Here is a 14,428-nt window from a genome sequence, read left to right as displayed (position 1 = left end):
TTCCATGGCAAAACAGAGCCTCTCAGGAGAGCGAGGGGGCTTCCGGGATACCAAACACGGAGCGACGCGATGGACAAGTTTCAATCGATGGAGGTCTTCGTCCGCGTTGTTGACCTGAATGGATTCGCGAGGGCAGCGGATACGCTGAATATGGCCAGACCCGTGGTGACACGGGTGATCAAAGACCTCGAGGCCTTTCTCGGGGTCCGGTTGATGAATCGGACGACGCGGCGCCTGCATCTAACGGACGAGGGGCGCCTCTATTACGAGTCCGCAGTCGAGATCCTCAAAGCCGTCGAGGATAGTGAGTCGACCTACCGCCTAGGGGCATCGACGCCGAAAGGCACGTTGAAAATCGACGTTCAGACTTCGGTCGCGAAGTGTCTTATTGTCCCGAGGATCAAAGACTTCCACGAGCGCTTTCCAAAAATTGATTTGATATTGGGTACGGGCGATCGAATCATCGATTTAATCGAGGAAGGCGTGGATTGCGCAATCAGAGTGGGAGCGCTAGAGGACTCGTCGATGATTGCCCGACAGGTCGGCATTTTCAACCGCGTCACCGTTGCGTCTCCGGATTACATCAGGCGCGTTGGCGCGCCGGTCGCTCTGGACGATCTGCACGCTCATCGCGTCGTGCATTACACCGCGACTAAGGTAGTAAAGCAGCCTTCGTTTGATTTCCTTAGCGATTCGACACCGACAACGGTGAGGATGATTAGCAGTGTTCAGGTCAACGACTCAGACACCTACATCGAGCTTGCGAAGGCTGGGTTTGGGCTGATTCAACCGGCGCGATTCGCCGTTGAATCGGAGCTGGAAAGCGGGGAGCTGGTTGAAGTGCTGCCGTCGTTTCCCGTGCCAATCAAGCCCATCTCGCTGGTTTTCCCGCAGCGCAGTCAGCGCGCCCCGAAATTGATGGCATTCATCACATGGGTTAGCGAAGCATTTGCAAACTCAAAAGTAGGTTTGAAAGCCTAGCCTAGCTTCGCTTTCTCCCAGCGCCGTGGTTCAAATACGTCGCCGGACTGCAATCCGTTGTTCATGTTTACCATGCCTGACCGGTCTTTGCGGCGCGTGGCGGGCATTGAGAATCCCACCGGGATCCCCATATATGACAGGTCGGACAAGGCGTCCAGACTGTGCCTCCATGCCTGGAAGCTAGGGGGCTTTCAATGAATGCTAGCGATAGGTCTGTCTGGTAGATGAGCGGCCACGGCGCATAGTCAAGCAAGGAGTCCAGATAATGAAGCTTAACAGCACAAGCGCTGCGACGAAGTCACAGCGGATGCTGGCTGGGACAATCCGTGAAGCCGGTGCGGAGAGTCCTTGCGTTGACGATGGCACGGCGGGTGTTTCTCTCAATCTGGAGAACGACATCGATGAAACGCAAGGTCGACTGCGGGAGCTAATTATGCTGGGTCGGGAACGTGGGTACGTAACTCACGGGGAGATCACAGACCATGCGACTGGATTCTTCATCGGCAGCGTCGCAATGGAAAGTATCGTCGCGACGTTCAGCGAAATGGGCATACAGGTATTTGAGCAGACGCCCGATCGCGACTCACTCCTGCTCACCGAAGGGGTGGCGAGCGGCGACGTTGACAGCGTGGCAAGCGAAGAAGTCGCAGTAACCTTGCTCTCAGCCGACTCGGAATGGGGCCGCACTACCGATCCTGCGCGCATGTATATGCGGGAAATGGGAGCGACAGAGCTTCTGACACGCAAGCAGGAAGTGGATATTGCGAAGCGAATAGAAGCCGGACGCAATGAGATGCTCGATGCCATTCTCACATTCCCGCCGACTGTGGAGATGATTCTCCATGCTGCCGGCCGCGTAATAGGTGAAGAGTTGAACCTTAACGAGGTCATAGATACGCTTGCCATTGAGGATGAGTTAGCGCTGTCTACGGCAACTTGCGATGTTGGGATGGACGCCCCTGTCGGGCCCCAAGATGAATCGAAAGAGGGGACGTCAGCCGTAACCGTGGAACGATGCGCGATTCGATTCGAACGGATCAGAAAACTGTCTGAGCCGGTGCTGGATCGCGAGGTGGACGCACAATCCGTCTTGAGCGCCAAAGCGGCAATTCGGGAAGAATTTGACGACCTGCCGCTTGCCGGAAAACTGATTGAGAAACTTGTCGTCGGCTTCAAGGCAGTTGTGTCAGAGATGCGTGGAATTGAGAGAAAAATATATGAGATTGCCGTAGAGACGTGTCAAATGCCCAGGGATGAGTTCCTGCGAAGTTTCGCGGGGAACGAGACAAACCTCTCGTGGGCGGACAGTCTGACCAGACAGGTGACGCCCTACGGTGATCGCCTGCGGCGCAGCATTCCGGATATCGAGAATCAGCAGCGGCAATTGGTTGATGTCGAGACTCGGATGTGCGCATCGCTTTCGGAAATCAAGGAAGCAAGCCGGTGCCTGTCCAAGGCTGAGAGCCGGGTTCGCAGCGCAAAGAACGAAATGACGAAAGCGAACCTGCGACTCGTCATTTCGGTCGCGAAGAAGTATGTAAATCGTGGGCTGCAGTTTCTCGATCTGGTGCAGGAGGGGAATATCGGATTGATGAAGGCTGTCGACAAATTTGAATATCGGCGGGGTTGGAAGTTTTCTACCTATGCGACGTGGTGGGTACGGCAAGCTGTTTCCCGTGGAGTGGCCGATCAGGCTCGAACTATCCGTGTTCCGGTTCACCTGCTCGAAGCAGTCAATAAATTGAACCGGATAGCCCGAGAAATCCGTCAGAAGACAGGCGCTGAGCCAGCTGTCGAGGCATTGGCAAGCCGGATGAATTTGTCCGAGACGAAGATCCGGGAGATGATGAATATCACAGGTGAGCCAGTATCGATGGAGGTCCTGGTAGGTGAGGGTAGCGATACAAGCCTGGGTGACTTGATCCCGGACGCCGAAGGAACTTCGCCTGAAGATAATGCGATGCTCGCGGGAATGCGATCGGCAATCGGCGCAGCCTTGGAGCAGCTCACTCCTCGCGAAGCCAAGGTGCTACGGATGAAATACGGGATCGACACCTCCGGAGAATTGTCGTTGGAAGAGATAGGAAGGCAACTCGACCTCACTCGCGAAAGAATCCGGCAAATCGAAATACAGGCTATCGGGAAATTGAGGCTTCTACGGTCGGCCGACGCTTTGAAGGGACTTCTATGACACGTGGTCGCCGGGCTGGCCTTAGCAGGCATTGAATGAACCGCAAGCTCATTCAATCTGCTGACCATCGCGTGACCTGCGACTATCCGCTACAGGTGATGTGGCGGCCAATTCGGCTGGCGCGTGGTCAACCGACAGGCGAATCATTCCGGAATTTGCTAATAGTTAATTGGAATTAATCGGTCTAGATATCCAATAACATCGGCCTAAAATTCATCCTTGATGTGAGGCTGCGCTGACCTCTATTTGCTGCGCAACCGCCACTCAACAACCTATTGGAGTGTTACGTGAAACTTAAGAATATCGCCCTGGCAATCGTTTCAGCATCCGCGTTGCTCGCTGGTTCTGCTTTCGCAAGCGGCTATGGGCCGGCACCGTTCTATCGCCCGTCGGTGGGTGCACCTGCTTCCGAGCGCGGTCAGAGTGAACAGACGGTATCAGCTGAGCGTCAGGCGTCAGGCAATGATGGCGCGATCTCGTCGTACGGCGGCGTGGCCCCTGCATCGTCCGCATCGGATTCTGGTCGGCATGTGGCAGCGCCCGACAATCTCTACAAAGGTCGTTAAGCGCAGATTTCCGGCACGCGAGTCTGACCGACTATCGGCACGGGCACCGCACAGCGCCTTTACGGTGAAGCGGTTGCCTGGCAACCGAAACGTCGGAAACGTTGCGTGTACTCTTCCCCGTGTTCTGTATTTGATTCCGCGTCACATAACGTCGCTAGTTTTCATGCGCTCCAGCAGCTGAAAAAATTGAACCATAGAAGACGGATTTTGTTAGAGCGCGTGGAGGGCCTGTAGCGTAAATGAGGCGACTGACGCACGAAAAAAGCGCGCTATCTCCGATCGTGATAGTGTTGACCGTGACAATTCCCAGACGTCAACGCTAATGTTTCGACGTCGTTTCGACTGACGAGGGCGACGTGAAATACGGAAAATGTTTGGGGTCAGCTTGCTTTGTTCTCTCCCTGATGGCGGACTTCACAGCGAACGCGCAACCGGTGGTGGAAAACACGGCCGCTATCTCCGATACCGGAAGCGCGGATCGGAAACTCGTGAAAAAGAGCGACCGGGCACTCGAGAGACAAGTTCGCCGAGCGCTCAGTAAGGCGCAAGGAATTAATCCATCAAATGTCTACGTTCGAGCGCGCAGTGGCGCCGTCACCCTGAGTGGAACCGTTCGTAACAGCGATCAGATCGCTCGGGCCGAACAGATAGCAGCTAATGTCCCCGGCGTTGCCTCTGTCTCCAACAGACTTTCGCTTTTTTCTCACGGACACGGCTGAGCGCGTGGCGATGCCATGTCGACCAGGGGCGGCGACGTACCTTCGTGGCTAACCGTATGGAGTTTTTTTAGGGAAGTGCTTTCCTCGAAGACTCCCACGTGAAGCAACAGCATCGTTGATCACTGAAAGCGATGCTGCGAATCCCTAGCTTGCAGCGGCCTCGATGTGCAGATTGACATCCGCCGAACAGATTGGCATTTCTACGACACGCTGCGCAGTCAGCGTGTGCCGTTCCGAATGGAGTGAAGGGTAGCGCCTTGCGTGAAAGCAGTAGGCACCCGACCAGTTCCCGTGACGGTCACGTTTAGCCACTATGCCGTGCATGCCGATACACGGTTTCTGCATTCCACTTTGGATCGCGCGGCCAAACCGAAATCGCACGCGGTCGTCGTCTTTCTGACGGCGAGATTGGTGGAGCGGCCCGCAATTCAGACTTCGACCTATCGCTATATATCGATCGATAGATTAAGACTAAAATTTACTTCAATGTGGTGGCGCGATGACTTCCAGCGCGCCTCGTCACACGACACCAGTTGGAGTTTTCTCATGAACCACAAACCCATCGCCGCTCTGCTGATTGCAGCCTCGACACTGCTTTCAGTGCCCGCATTTGCAAGCGGATACGGCCCGGCACCGTTCTACCGTCCGTCAGTCGGCGCACCGGCTTCGCAACGTGGCCAAAGTGCACAGACAGTAGCGGCAGAACGTCAGACCGCCGGCAACGCTACAGCTGCTTCTTCCTACGGCGGTGCCGCGCCGTTTTCGTCTGAATCTGGCGAACGTGATGCCGTAGCCACGCCGCACGGCATCTACGAAGGTCATTGATTCGTCGCGTGTGTTACTCCGCAAAGCGCGTCTTTGACGCGCTGCCGAGAACAGAGTCCCGGAGTGAAGTGATGAAGCAGTTTCTTGAAGGTGTTGGCCTCTTAGCCGCAATGACTTTGTATCTGGTATGTGCGGTGGGAGCGCACGCTCGGAATCATCCTGACGCATTCGCAATTACCGTCGTAAGCATGTTGATCGGCTGGACGGTGATAGGTTGGGGCGCCACTTCTATGTGGCGCATAAGTGAAGCGCGTGTGTCATCGGGGGTGGGGAGCCACTCGGTCGGCTCAACGCGTAAATATTAGCAAGCTGCTCGCGCAGCGGTCAACTGCCAGACCGCTGCGGCGATGCATGAGCTTGCTGCGATCTGGGCTGGCCGGTCCGTGTCGAATCTTGAACTCCCCGCATCGAATTAGGCGAGGTCAAAGCGATCCAGGTTCATGACTTTGCACCATGCTGCTGCGAAGTCATGGACAAACTTCTCCTTAGCGTCCAAGCTCCCATAGACTTCGGCCAACGCACGAAGCTGAGAATTCGCCCCGAAGGGCAGATCTACACGGGTACCAGATCCACTTGATCTCACCCGTTGCGCGGTCGCAGCCTTCGTAAATTTCCGAGGCATCGGATGCGGCTTTCCACTCGGTGCCGAAGCTGCTCTTGAGCCGTCACGGTTGTCATGTGAAGGACGGGCGACAAAGGTGCTGGCAATCCGACTCGTTTTGCGATTGCGTGGCATGATCGGGACTAATTCCACATTACCGAGGAGGCATGTCATGGCGACGTATATCGTTTTCACGCGGGAATGCACGCAGGATCAAGCCGAACTGGATATCTACCAGACGGAGGTCGGCGAGAGCTTCAAGGGGCATCCCATCAAAATTCTTGCGGCCTATGGGCCTCAGCAGGTACTCGAAGGCGATGCGCCGGAGGGTGTGGTGATCGCGGAGTTCCCGTCCACCGAGGCGGCGCGCGCGTGGTACGACAGTCCGGCGTATCAGGATGTCGTGCAGCACCGCTTCAAAGGGGCTCGCTATCGAGCGGTTCTCGTCGAAGGCGTGTGACAGAAGTCAACCGGGCGAGTCCAGGACCCCGTGACTTCGGTCTGTTGGTAACGAAGTCGATTGCTAAATGTAACTCAGATGCATAGAGACCAAAGGAAAGTTTGTGCGCGTGGACTCTCTTGTCGCGAGCCATTGGGCAAGTGTGTACGGGAGGGTCCACGTCGTCGGTTGGATAGGGCAGAACGCGCGCTGCCTGAGTCCAGGCGAGCTAAGGAGTGGTTGCGATGCGGTCGATTATTCCGAGCACTTTGCTTCTTGGAAATGTGTCCTCGGACTTCAGGTCGTCGCCCAAAGCAAGGAAGTCGGAAGGCATCGGCAAGTGGTGCCTCGAGAAGACAATCAAATTCACGGGCAAAGTCGACAGATACGCGTGCGTGGACGGCGCCCTGCTTGTCGAGGAATCGCTGAGTCCCGTTCAGCGCGAAGACACCTTCATGCCAGATATTCAGATGAATGTAGAGACCCTCGTGTCCGTCGAAACAAAAACACACGAATTTCTCCGGCGTGATGTCATCGCCAGGCAGAGCCAACGGAACGTAGAAAGGCCGATGGTCGAGAGGAAAGAACAGCTGTCCGCCGTCAGGGTGGTAGTTCGCGTGACATAACAGCGTGCGTTGCGGAGCATTGGCATGGTCTTCGCGGGCTACTTCAGGCGTATGCGGTCCATCTATAACGTCTGGCAGTGATTGCCAGGAGCGAGGAGCATAGGTGTCCACCAATTCGAGGTGGACACCTATGGCTGACAAAGACTCAGAGTTAAGAGTAGTTCGACAGAGCCGTGATGGTCGGCGCCGCTACGACGAGACAGGTAAGCGTGCTCTGGTGGAGGCGGCGCTGCAGCCCGGCGTTTCCGTTGCCCGCATGGCGCAGGAGCACGGGATAAATGCCAATTTGCTGCGCAAATGGATCACGAAATACCTGTTGGACCGGGAGAAAGGCATTGCGCCAGGACCGCAGGAGCTTGCCGCTGATCACCACGAGTCGCCGCCTGCGGAAGGAGTGATCGACGGCGCGGCCATTGACCTTCGCGGTCCGCGCAAGGCGGCGCCTCCCACAAGTACGTCATCTGCATTCGTCTCAGTCGTTTCGGCGCCGCCGGCGTTGCTCCCCGAAGGAAGTGCCTCGGTAAGAACGTCTTCACCCTCGTCGCTGTCAATGACGCTCGCCTTGCACGTGCGTCTGTCGAACGGCGTCGAGTTCGACATCGAGGACGCGACCATCGACGAACTGGCTACTGTGATTCAGATGCTTGGGAGAATGCCGTGTTCCGGTTCGACGAGAATCTGAAGGTGTACCTGCACCGCGATGCCGTCGATTTCCGGTACGGCATGAACAGCCTGTCGATTCTCGTCGAGCAGTCGATGCGCCTGAACCCGATGGACTCCTCGCTTTATGTGTTTGGAAACCGTCGCCGCGACCGGATCAAGATCCTGGGCTGGGATGGCAGCGGCTTCTGGCTCCTGACGAAACGCCTCGAGAACGATAGATTCATATGGCCCGACCGGAAGACTGAGGTCGTGACGATGACGCCTGATCTGTTACATGCGCTGCTCGACGGCGATGACATCGGCGCAATCCAGCGACATCCGAAGCGCGAGTATCTACGCGTCAGCTGAACGTGTTATTGGCGTGCCGGTCTAATCCGCATGCCGGTCCAGGTCACGATCACCGCCGCCGAATTGAAAGAGCTGCTCGCTGAGCGCGATGCGGCCCGCGCGTTGCGCGAAGAACAAGAGGCCTTGCGCGGCGCCCTGCGGCTCGTGACAGCGGAACGTGATCTCGCCGAGGAACGGCTGCGTGCTTACCGTCGTGAACTGTTCGGTGCGAAAAGCGAAGCACGGGGTTCGGATCAACCCGGGTTATTCAACGAAGCCGAAGCACTCGGCGCGAACAGCGCGCCCGCCCAGGAAGACACACCGGAAACGAAGGTTGCCGCGCACGCGCGCAAGAAGCGTGGTCACCGCAAGCCGCTCGATCCCGACCTGCCGCGCGAGGTCGTGCGCCACGAACTGCCAGAAGCCGAACGCTTCTGCACTAACGACGGTCACGCGCTTGTCGAGATCGGCGTTGAAACCAGCGAGCAGCTCGACGTGATTCCGGAACAGCTCCGGGTCATCCAGCACCAGCGCATCAAATATGCTTGTCCCTGCTGCGATCTCGGCATCAAGGTTACGCCGGCTCCGCTGCGCATCATTCCGCGTGGACTCCTTACCGAATCGGCGCTCGCGTGGATCGCCACCGGCAAGTACCAGTTCGGAATGCCCCTGTACCGTCAGGCAGGCCTGCTGCGGCGCTTCGGTGGCGATATCTCGTCCAATACAATCGCCGCGAGCATGGTTCGTGTCGGCGTCGCGACCCAACCGGTGATCAACCTGATGCGCGATGCACTGCTCGATGCGGATCTCATCTACTGCGACGAGACGACGTTCCAAGTGCTGAAGGAGAAGGGGCGCAAGCCTCAAACGAAGAGCTATCTCTGGTCGCAGATGACGGATTCGGGAAATCCGGTCCGCTGCTTCACATATACGCCAGGACGCGGCGCGCAGCTGGTCGACAAACTGTTCACGGGCATCCGCCGGGGCGCGGTCTTGATGACCGATGGCTACGAGCCCTATAACGGTATCGCCGAGCGATACCAGCTCGTGCATCTTGGATGCTGGGTTCATTGCCGACGTTACTTCGTCAAGGCGGAGGAAAATGTGCCGAAAGCAGCGCGCTCGCCCGATCTGCTCGCGACGCGCTTCATCAAGCTGATCGGGAAGTTGTTCGCCGCCGAGGCCCGCAGTACGACATGGGTGGTCGAGCGACGGCAACGATTGCGACGGCGGTACAGTACACGAGTGCTCGATAACATTCACAATCTGATGGTCGGGCAATCGCCCGGTGTTGTGCCCAACAGCCTGCTCGGCAAGGCGCTGACCTACCTGCGCGCACAGTGGCCGAAGCTGATCCGTTACGTTGAGAATGGCGCGTGGCCGATCAGTAACCCCTGCGAAAACGCGATTCGCCCCTTCTGGACGGGCCGTTCATTGTGCACCTCCTTCCGAAACCTCGGTAAACATTGGGATTTGTCCTTCGACCTCGTTGCGACACGGGCGATGTTTGCGCGTCAACGCCGCCGTAACCGCGTCACTGCGCAGATCGCTCGCACGAATCTGCCACGGCGCATCGGGCATCACCTGCTCGGCAGGCAGGATCCGATCCTTGATCAGGCGACGGATGACATGGCTGGTGACGCCGAGCTGCCTCGCGGCTTCGAACATCGTCAACCACTCCCCATTCTTCTCCGCTGAGCGGTAGGCATGGATATCACGTACGCGCCGTATGGAGCCAACACGATGCGCGGTCCAGGTCTTGCCCTGGCCAGTGCGCATTCCCATCCGGTTTAGCGATGCAGCGATGTCCTGGTCGGACCATCGGGTTGCCATGCTGCGGATGACCGCAAGCGCATCGTCAGATGTGCTGCATTCATGTTCACCCGTTCTGGGCTTGCAGATCCGCAGCTGTGAGTGCTGACCGCCTTGCCAGTGAATCGTAAGAACGACTTCATGCGCCGTTTCATCCACGTCCGCAACAATGTCGACGATCAAGGCCCGAACCAGCTGCTGGCGTATGCGCATGGTGACACCCGGAGCATTCCAGGCCGCATCGAGGTCCTCGGCAAGCTTCGCGAAGTCAGGAGGTGCAACATCTGTCGTTGGCGTGCACACTGCCTCCAGGTGTGTCTGGCAGGTCTGTACGCGACACAACGCCGCTTCCCAGTTCTTCTCCAATTGCGCGGCAATCAGGCGGTTGTCGGGATCGCAAGCGGCATAGCGCCGCTCGGCCAGCGTGGCTTCGTACCGTGCCTGCTGCAGTTCGAGTTCGATGATCCGCTGCTGCTCGTTGAGGGTGTCCATATGCATCTGCCCGGCCCGCACGGCCGCCTCTATCGCCATTGGCTCTACGACACGCATCAGCTCTCTTCCGAGTGCAGCGTCTATGCGAGAGCCGCCGAAGCTTACGCACTTCTGCGGCACATCAAAGCCAAAGCATCGGTAGACGGGTCGTGGTATGCGTCCAGTATAGGCTACTGACAGGCGGCGTCCGCAGCGTGCGCATGCGAGCAGCCCTGCCAGCAGGGCTCGTCCACCACGCCCAGATTTTACGTCGCCTGCCTTGCCATAGGCATTAGCGGCAAGCAGCTTCTGATTGCGCTCAAAGTCAGCCCAGTCGATGTAGCCTGCATGGTGCTCCTTGAGCAGAATCTCCCATTCCTCGAAGGGCTTACTGTGCTTGTAGCTCTTGCGTGCGCGGCCATCAACGATCGTTGTCCGCTTCCCGCTCTTGCCATATGCGTAGGCCCCAGCATAGAACGGATTCCTGAGCACCGAGATCACGTTACGGTAACGTATCAGCGTCCAGTCGAAGTGCGTCAGCGTCCTGCCATCGGTCGGGCGTGGGAAGTGGACCTGTTCGGCACGTAACGACAGGAAAGCCTGTCGCCCACTACCCAGCTCTCCAAAGCGAGCAAAGATCAGGCGTATCACTTCCTGCAGTCGCTGATTGGGATCAAGACCCAAGCCATCATCACGATGCCAGATGTAGCCAATCGGCACGCTGATACGTAATTCACCGCGCGCAGCCTTGGCACGCGCAGCATCGAGCATACGCATTCGAAGCACGTTGAGCTCGAATTCGCTGATGCTGCCCTTCATGCCGAGCAATAGCCGGTCGTTCGGCCGGCAGGGATCGTACACGCCATCGAGATCTATGACCCTTGCCTCTACGAGACCGCAAAGTTCGAGCAGATGGTGCCAGTCGCGACCATTGCGCGCAAGACGTGATGCGTCCAGGCACAGGACAGCTCCGACTTGCCCGGCACACAGCAATGCCACCAGGCGATCGAAGCCAGGCCTTGCCACAGTGCCGCTCGCGGAGCGTCCCATATCGTCATCGACGATCTCGATATCACGAAATCCCCGACGCTTTGCTTCATTCACGAGTTCATATTGGCGGCGTTGGCTTTCCAAGTTGGTTTGAACCTGGGCCTGGGTCGACTGCCGCACGTAGACCACTGCCTTGCGCTTCAACAGGTCCGCTGGCAAACGATCAACATTCGTCATCGTCACACTCCTTTGCGGTGGCGACGCCGGCGGCCTGCCTCAACAGGCTCGCAAGATGGCTGATTGCTTTTACGCGCTGAACTTCGTTCATCCCCTGAAGCTCGACGGTGTCGAACCTCATGCACATCTGGCGTAGCGTTACCGCGAGCGAATACGGTCGCGCTGGAGTGCCCTTTGACAGTTTGTCCACTGCGTTTCTCCCGGACGATGTTGGAATCGTCCGGCGAGTTTGCTCGCAAATGCCGATCAGCAAGTAACCGATGCAGCTCGCTTAACGTCGCTACAGTGACCCTCGGCTCGCCAAGCTCTATGGTTGAGCATATAGCGGCATCGAGCATCCAGCCCGCAATCATCTTGACTACCCCGGCAGCAGCCTCGATGTGAACTACCTGACCTCCGCCGCGCTGCTCAATATCCCGAACCTTGACGTGATGCCCATACAGTGGATGCCAACGATAGTGGACTTCAACTTCCTGCCCGATATGGGCAGAATGAGCGCGAACTGAGCGTAGGGCGCCGCTCATGGTTGTTCTCAGACACCGTCGATGGCGCGAATGCTAGCGCCAATCTCTATGCATTGGTCGAAACCTGCAAGGCCAATCGAATCGATCCGTATCGCTACCTCACCTGGCTGTTCCAGCGGTTGCCTCTGGCAAAGACGGTCGATGACTACGACGCGCTGCTTCCCTGGAAGCTGCCGGCCAATCTCCGCTGATCGCGTTCCTACCACGCGTCACGCGCTCCGCCACCTCAATTGAGCGGCGTCGCTGATGGACCGCATACCTTCAGGCTCTGTTGCATAGGCGAGAATGTAGTTGCCGCCCACAGCCTCGTTCCGCCCGTAGAGAACGTCCCCGCGCCATTCGCTGACGAACGTCCTTAGGTCGTGCCGGCATCGTCACCGGTGCCAGCGTCTATGGCCCGTGAGCCTACCGCCGGCCACTGCACGATTTCGATCGGACAGTCGGCTGGGGCTGCCACAAGCCTTCCAAAACCATCAAGCATTTTTTGGGGGCGTCGATCACGGGCATTACTTTGCGTCGGAAGACCTTCGGCTGATGGGGCGTTCGACTATATGAAGCTGAGGGGATGCAGTGTTGCATTCATTAACCAGCCTCATTTGTGGATATCTCATCCTTCGTGCCGTCCTACGTCAACTTGATGGCTGACAAATTCGCCGGTTAGCCCCATATCGCCGCGCAATCAGCGTTACCAGCTGCGTCTTGCGCTGGACACACAGTTCACTCAAATCAGGTTGCCTGCGCCTGCGCCGGCGACGATCACGGCGCGCGCGCGTGCGGCGGGGCGAAGCGATGCCAATGGCCGTGCAGCGCATCTCGGTGCTTCAACGTCTCATCACGAACCAACGCACTTTGGTTACTGCGGGAAACCCTGGCGCGTATTCCATTGTGATTTATCAATCGATCACTTATAGTTGTTTCCGAGGGTGCCGCCGGGGGGCCGTCTAGCATGCTGCGTGCATGACGGCTTGCTCATCAGCGGCACTGTCTTTGTAGTGGACCGAACTTAAAACCCCGATTTCGAAACTATGACTCCTTTCCATGGGCGACTCTCCCGTGGCGCTTTGTGTCGTCCGTTGAATTGGGGATTCGGTTGACATTTAAAAACAACTGGCACGACGCTGCTTGACCGCAGCCGCGACAGCGGTTGCTTGCAGCAATGGCCAACCAGTCAAAGAGGAGATCTCGCGATGAAGAAGCTTGGGACGTCGGTAGCACTGCTTGCGTTGTCTATGAATGCGGCGTACGCGCAAAGCAGCGTCACTCTGTACGGGGTCATCGATCCCGACATTGTGTTTGTGAACAACGCGCAGACCGGGCGTTCAGGCGGCCAATTGACTGGCAAGCAGCAGTATTCCATGCTGGACGGAACTACCTCGGCATACTTCGGCAGCCGTTTCGGCTTCCGGGGCGTTGAAGACCTGGGTGGCGGAATGTCCGCGATATTCACCCTGGAAAACGGGTTCAACGCGGCTAACGGCACGTTGGGGCAGGGCGGATTGCTTTTCGGACGACAAGCTTTTGTCGGCCTGTCCTCGGCCTCGACCGGTCGCGTGACGCTCGGTCGTCAATATTCTTCGCTGTGGGACTTTGTCTCGCCGCTCGCAATCATCACGCAGTGGGCCGGCTATATCGGATCCCATCCGGACGATCTGGACAACATCGGCGGCACGAACCGGGAAAATAGCTCAGTCAAGTACACGACACCGGTCTGGAATGGCGTTTCCGCCGATGCGATGTATTCGATGGGCGGAGTCTCGGGTAACTTCGCGCAGAACCAAGTCTGGTCAGTCGGGGTAGGTTACACCGGCGGGCCGGTCCGGCTGGGCGTTGCATTTGTCGATGCATTCGATCCGAACATCTCGATGTTCGGTGCAACGGCAACTGCCGGCGGCGTAACCACAAACAATCTTGGTTCGCTGGGCTCAGCCACCACGGCGCAACGTAACCCGGTCATCGCTGGCTACGCGTCCGCTCATCGGCAACAGATTTTTGGCGCTGGTGGCTCATACGCAATCGGGCACGCAACGCTTGGAGTCGTGTACACGAATACCAGGTTCGTCGGGTTGGGCGGCAATTCGGGACCGAATCCGTTCGGGTACTCAGGCAGTTCGACTATCACCAACGTCGAAGCAAACGTCGGCTACCAGGTTGCGCCCGCTGTGACTTTGGGTGCGGCATACACGTTCACCAAGGACGACGGGCCAAACAATCAGGGAGCCCGCTATCAGCAGGTTACTGCCGGCGCTCACTACCTGTTGTCCAAGCGAACGGACATCTACATGGTCGCCGCTTACCAGCGTGCCTCTGGGACAAATTCGCTGGGGCAGGCAGCTGTCGCTTCTGTCGCGGGGCTGACTCCTTCTGCACGTAACCAGCAGGTTGTCGACACGATCGGCATCGCGCATCGGTTTTAATCGGGAAATCAGGGGAGGGGCGGTACCGTCGCATGAGTTGCC

Annotated in this window: 13 protein-coding genes and 3 pseudogenes; 13 read left to right on the top strand and 3 right to left on the bottom strand. The window is 57.7% G+C overall.

Annotated features, from left to right (window positions below):
- Nucleotides 1–69 precede the first annotated feature (69 nt).
- The 6 genes from AYM40_RS30230 to AYM40_RS43885 all read left to right on the top strand — a co-directional run bounded on the left by AYM40_RS30230 (nt 70) and on the right by AYM40_RS43885 (nt 5,587).
- Entirely contained in the window at nt 70–981 is a 912-nt protein-coding gene (locus tag AYM40_RS30230) for a LysR family transcriptional regulator (RefSeq protein ID WP_063499709.1), read from the top strand.
- A gap of 265 nt (nt 982–1,246) precedes the next feature.
- Nucleotides 1,247–3,172, top strand: a complete 1,926-nt coding sequence (gene rpoD, locus AYM40_RS30225; protein ID WP_236720997.1) for an RNA polymerase sigma factor RpoD — start codon at nt 1,247–1,249, stop codon at nt 3,170–3,172.
- Nucleotides 3,173–3,459: 287 nt separating this feature from the next.
- Nucleotides 3,460–3,738: a hypothetical protein gene (locus AYM40_RS30220; RefSeq protein WP_063499708.1), complete on the top strand. Its 279-nt coding sequence runs from the start codon at nt 3,460–3,462 to the stop codon at nt 3,736–3,738.
- Between the two features lie 356 nt (nt 3,739–4,094).
- A complete protein-coding gene (locus AYM40_RS39310; RefSeq protein ID WP_236720996.1) occupies nt 4,095–4,457 on the top strand; it encodes a BON domain-containing protein in 363 nt (120 codons plus the stop codon).
- A gap of 546 nt (nt 4,458–5,003) precedes the next feature.
- Nucleotides 5,004–5,282: a hypothetical protein gene (locus AYM40_RS30215; RefSeq protein ID WP_063499707.1), complete on the top strand. Its 279-nt coding sequence runs from the start codon at nt 5,004–5,006 to the stop codon at nt 5,280–5,282.
- A 71-nt stretch (nt 5,283–5,353) separates the two neighbouring features.
- Nucleotides 5,354–5,587, top strand: coding sequence for a superinfection immunity protein (locus AYM40_RS43885; protein ID WP_082855394.1), 234 nt, complete (start codon nt 5,354–5,356; stop codon nt 5,585–5,587).
- A gap of 107 nt (nt 5,588–5,694) precedes the next feature.
- Here the strand turns inward: AYM40_RS43885 and AYM40_RS42135 are convergent.
- Nucleotides 5,695–5,929, bottom strand: a pseudogene (locus tag AYM40_RS42135) (catalase-peroxidase); the annotation flags it as partial.
- Between the two features lie 126 nt (nt 5,930–6,055).
- On the opposite strand from AYM40_RS42135, the gene AYM40_RS30205 reads away from it, so the two are divergent.
- A complete protein-coding gene (locus tag AYM40_RS30205) occupies nt 6,056–6,343 on the top strand; it encodes a DUF1330 domain-containing protein (RefSeq protein WP_063499705.1) in 288 nt (95 codons plus the stop codon).
- 74 nt (nt 6,344–6,417) lie between these two features.
- On the opposite strand, the gene AYM40_RS43530 is transcribed toward AYM40_RS30205, so the two are convergent.
- Complete coding sequence (locus AYM40_RS43530) at nt 6,418–7,059, bottom strand: ureidoglycolate lyase (protein WP_335341241.1); 642 nt, start codon at nt 7,057–7,059, stop codon at nt 6,418–6,420.
- Between the two features lie 19 nt (nt 7,060–7,078).
- Here AYM40_RS43530 and AYM40_RS30195 point away from each other — a divergent pair, with 19 nt between their 5' ends.
- The 3 genes and pseudogenes from AYM40_RS30195 to tnpC all read left to right on the top strand — a co-directional run.
- Nucleotides 7,079–7,630, top strand: a complete 552-nt coding sequence (locus AYM40_RS30195) for a transposase (RefSeq protein ID WP_063499703.1) — start codon at nt 7,079–7,081, stop codon at nt 7,628–7,630.
- Nucleotides 7,606–7,959: an IS66 family insertion sequence element accessory protein TnpB gene (gene tnpB, locus AYM40_RS30190; protein WP_063499702.1), complete on the top strand. Its 354-nt coding sequence runs from the start codon at nt 7,606–7,608 to the stop codon at nt 7,957–7,959. Before AYM40_RS30195 ends, tnpB begins: the two co-directional genes overlap by 25 nt.
- Before the next feature lie 30 nt (nt 7,960–7,989).
- Nucleotides 7,990–9,369 (top strand): annotated as a pseudogene (gene tnpC, locus AYM40_RS30185) (IS66 family transposase); the annotation flags it as partial.
- Here tnpC and AYM40_RS43880 read toward each other — a convergent pair.
- Nucleotides 9,370–11,448, bottom strand: a complete 2,079-nt coding sequence (locus AYM40_RS43880) for a recombinase family protein (protein ID WP_063499701.1) — start codon at nt 11,446–11,448, stop codon at nt 9,370–9,372.
- Between the two features lie 380 nt (nt 11,449–11,828).
- On the opposite strand from AYM40_RS43880, the gene AYM40_RS43310 reads away from it, so the two are divergent.
- The 3 genes and pseudogenes from AYM40_RS43310 to AYM40_RS30170 all read left to right on the top strand — a co-directional run bounded on the left by AYM40_RS43310 (nt 11,829) and on the right by AYM40_RS30170 (nt 14,386).
- On the top strand, nt 11,829–11,954 hold the full coding sequence (locus AYM40_RS43310; RefSeq protein WP_256390506.1) for a hypothetical protein: 126 nt from the start codon (nt 11,829–11,831) through the stop codon (nt 11,952–11,954).
- Nucleotides 11,945–12,163 (top strand): annotated as a pseudogene (locus AYM40_RS30175) (transposase domain-containing protein); the annotation flags it as partial. The gene AYM40_RS43310 and the pseudogene AYM40_RS30175, both read left to right, overlap by 10 nt.
- A gap of 996 nt (nt 12,164–13,159) precedes the next feature.
- Nucleotides 13,160–14,386, top strand: coding sequence for a porin (locus AYM40_RS30170; RefSeq protein ID WP_063499700.1), 1,227 nt, complete (start codon nt 13,160–13,162; stop codon nt 14,384–14,386).
- Nucleotides 14,387–14,428: the final 42 nt, after the last annotated feature.

It is taken from the genome of Paraburkholderia phytofirmans OLGA172 (assembly GCF_001634365.1).
Classification (GTDB): domain Bacteria; phylum Pseudomonadota; class Gammaproteobacteria; order Burkholderiales; family Burkholderiaceae; genus Paraburkholderia.
This window is presented reverse-complemented; position numbering and strand designations above follow the sequence as displayed.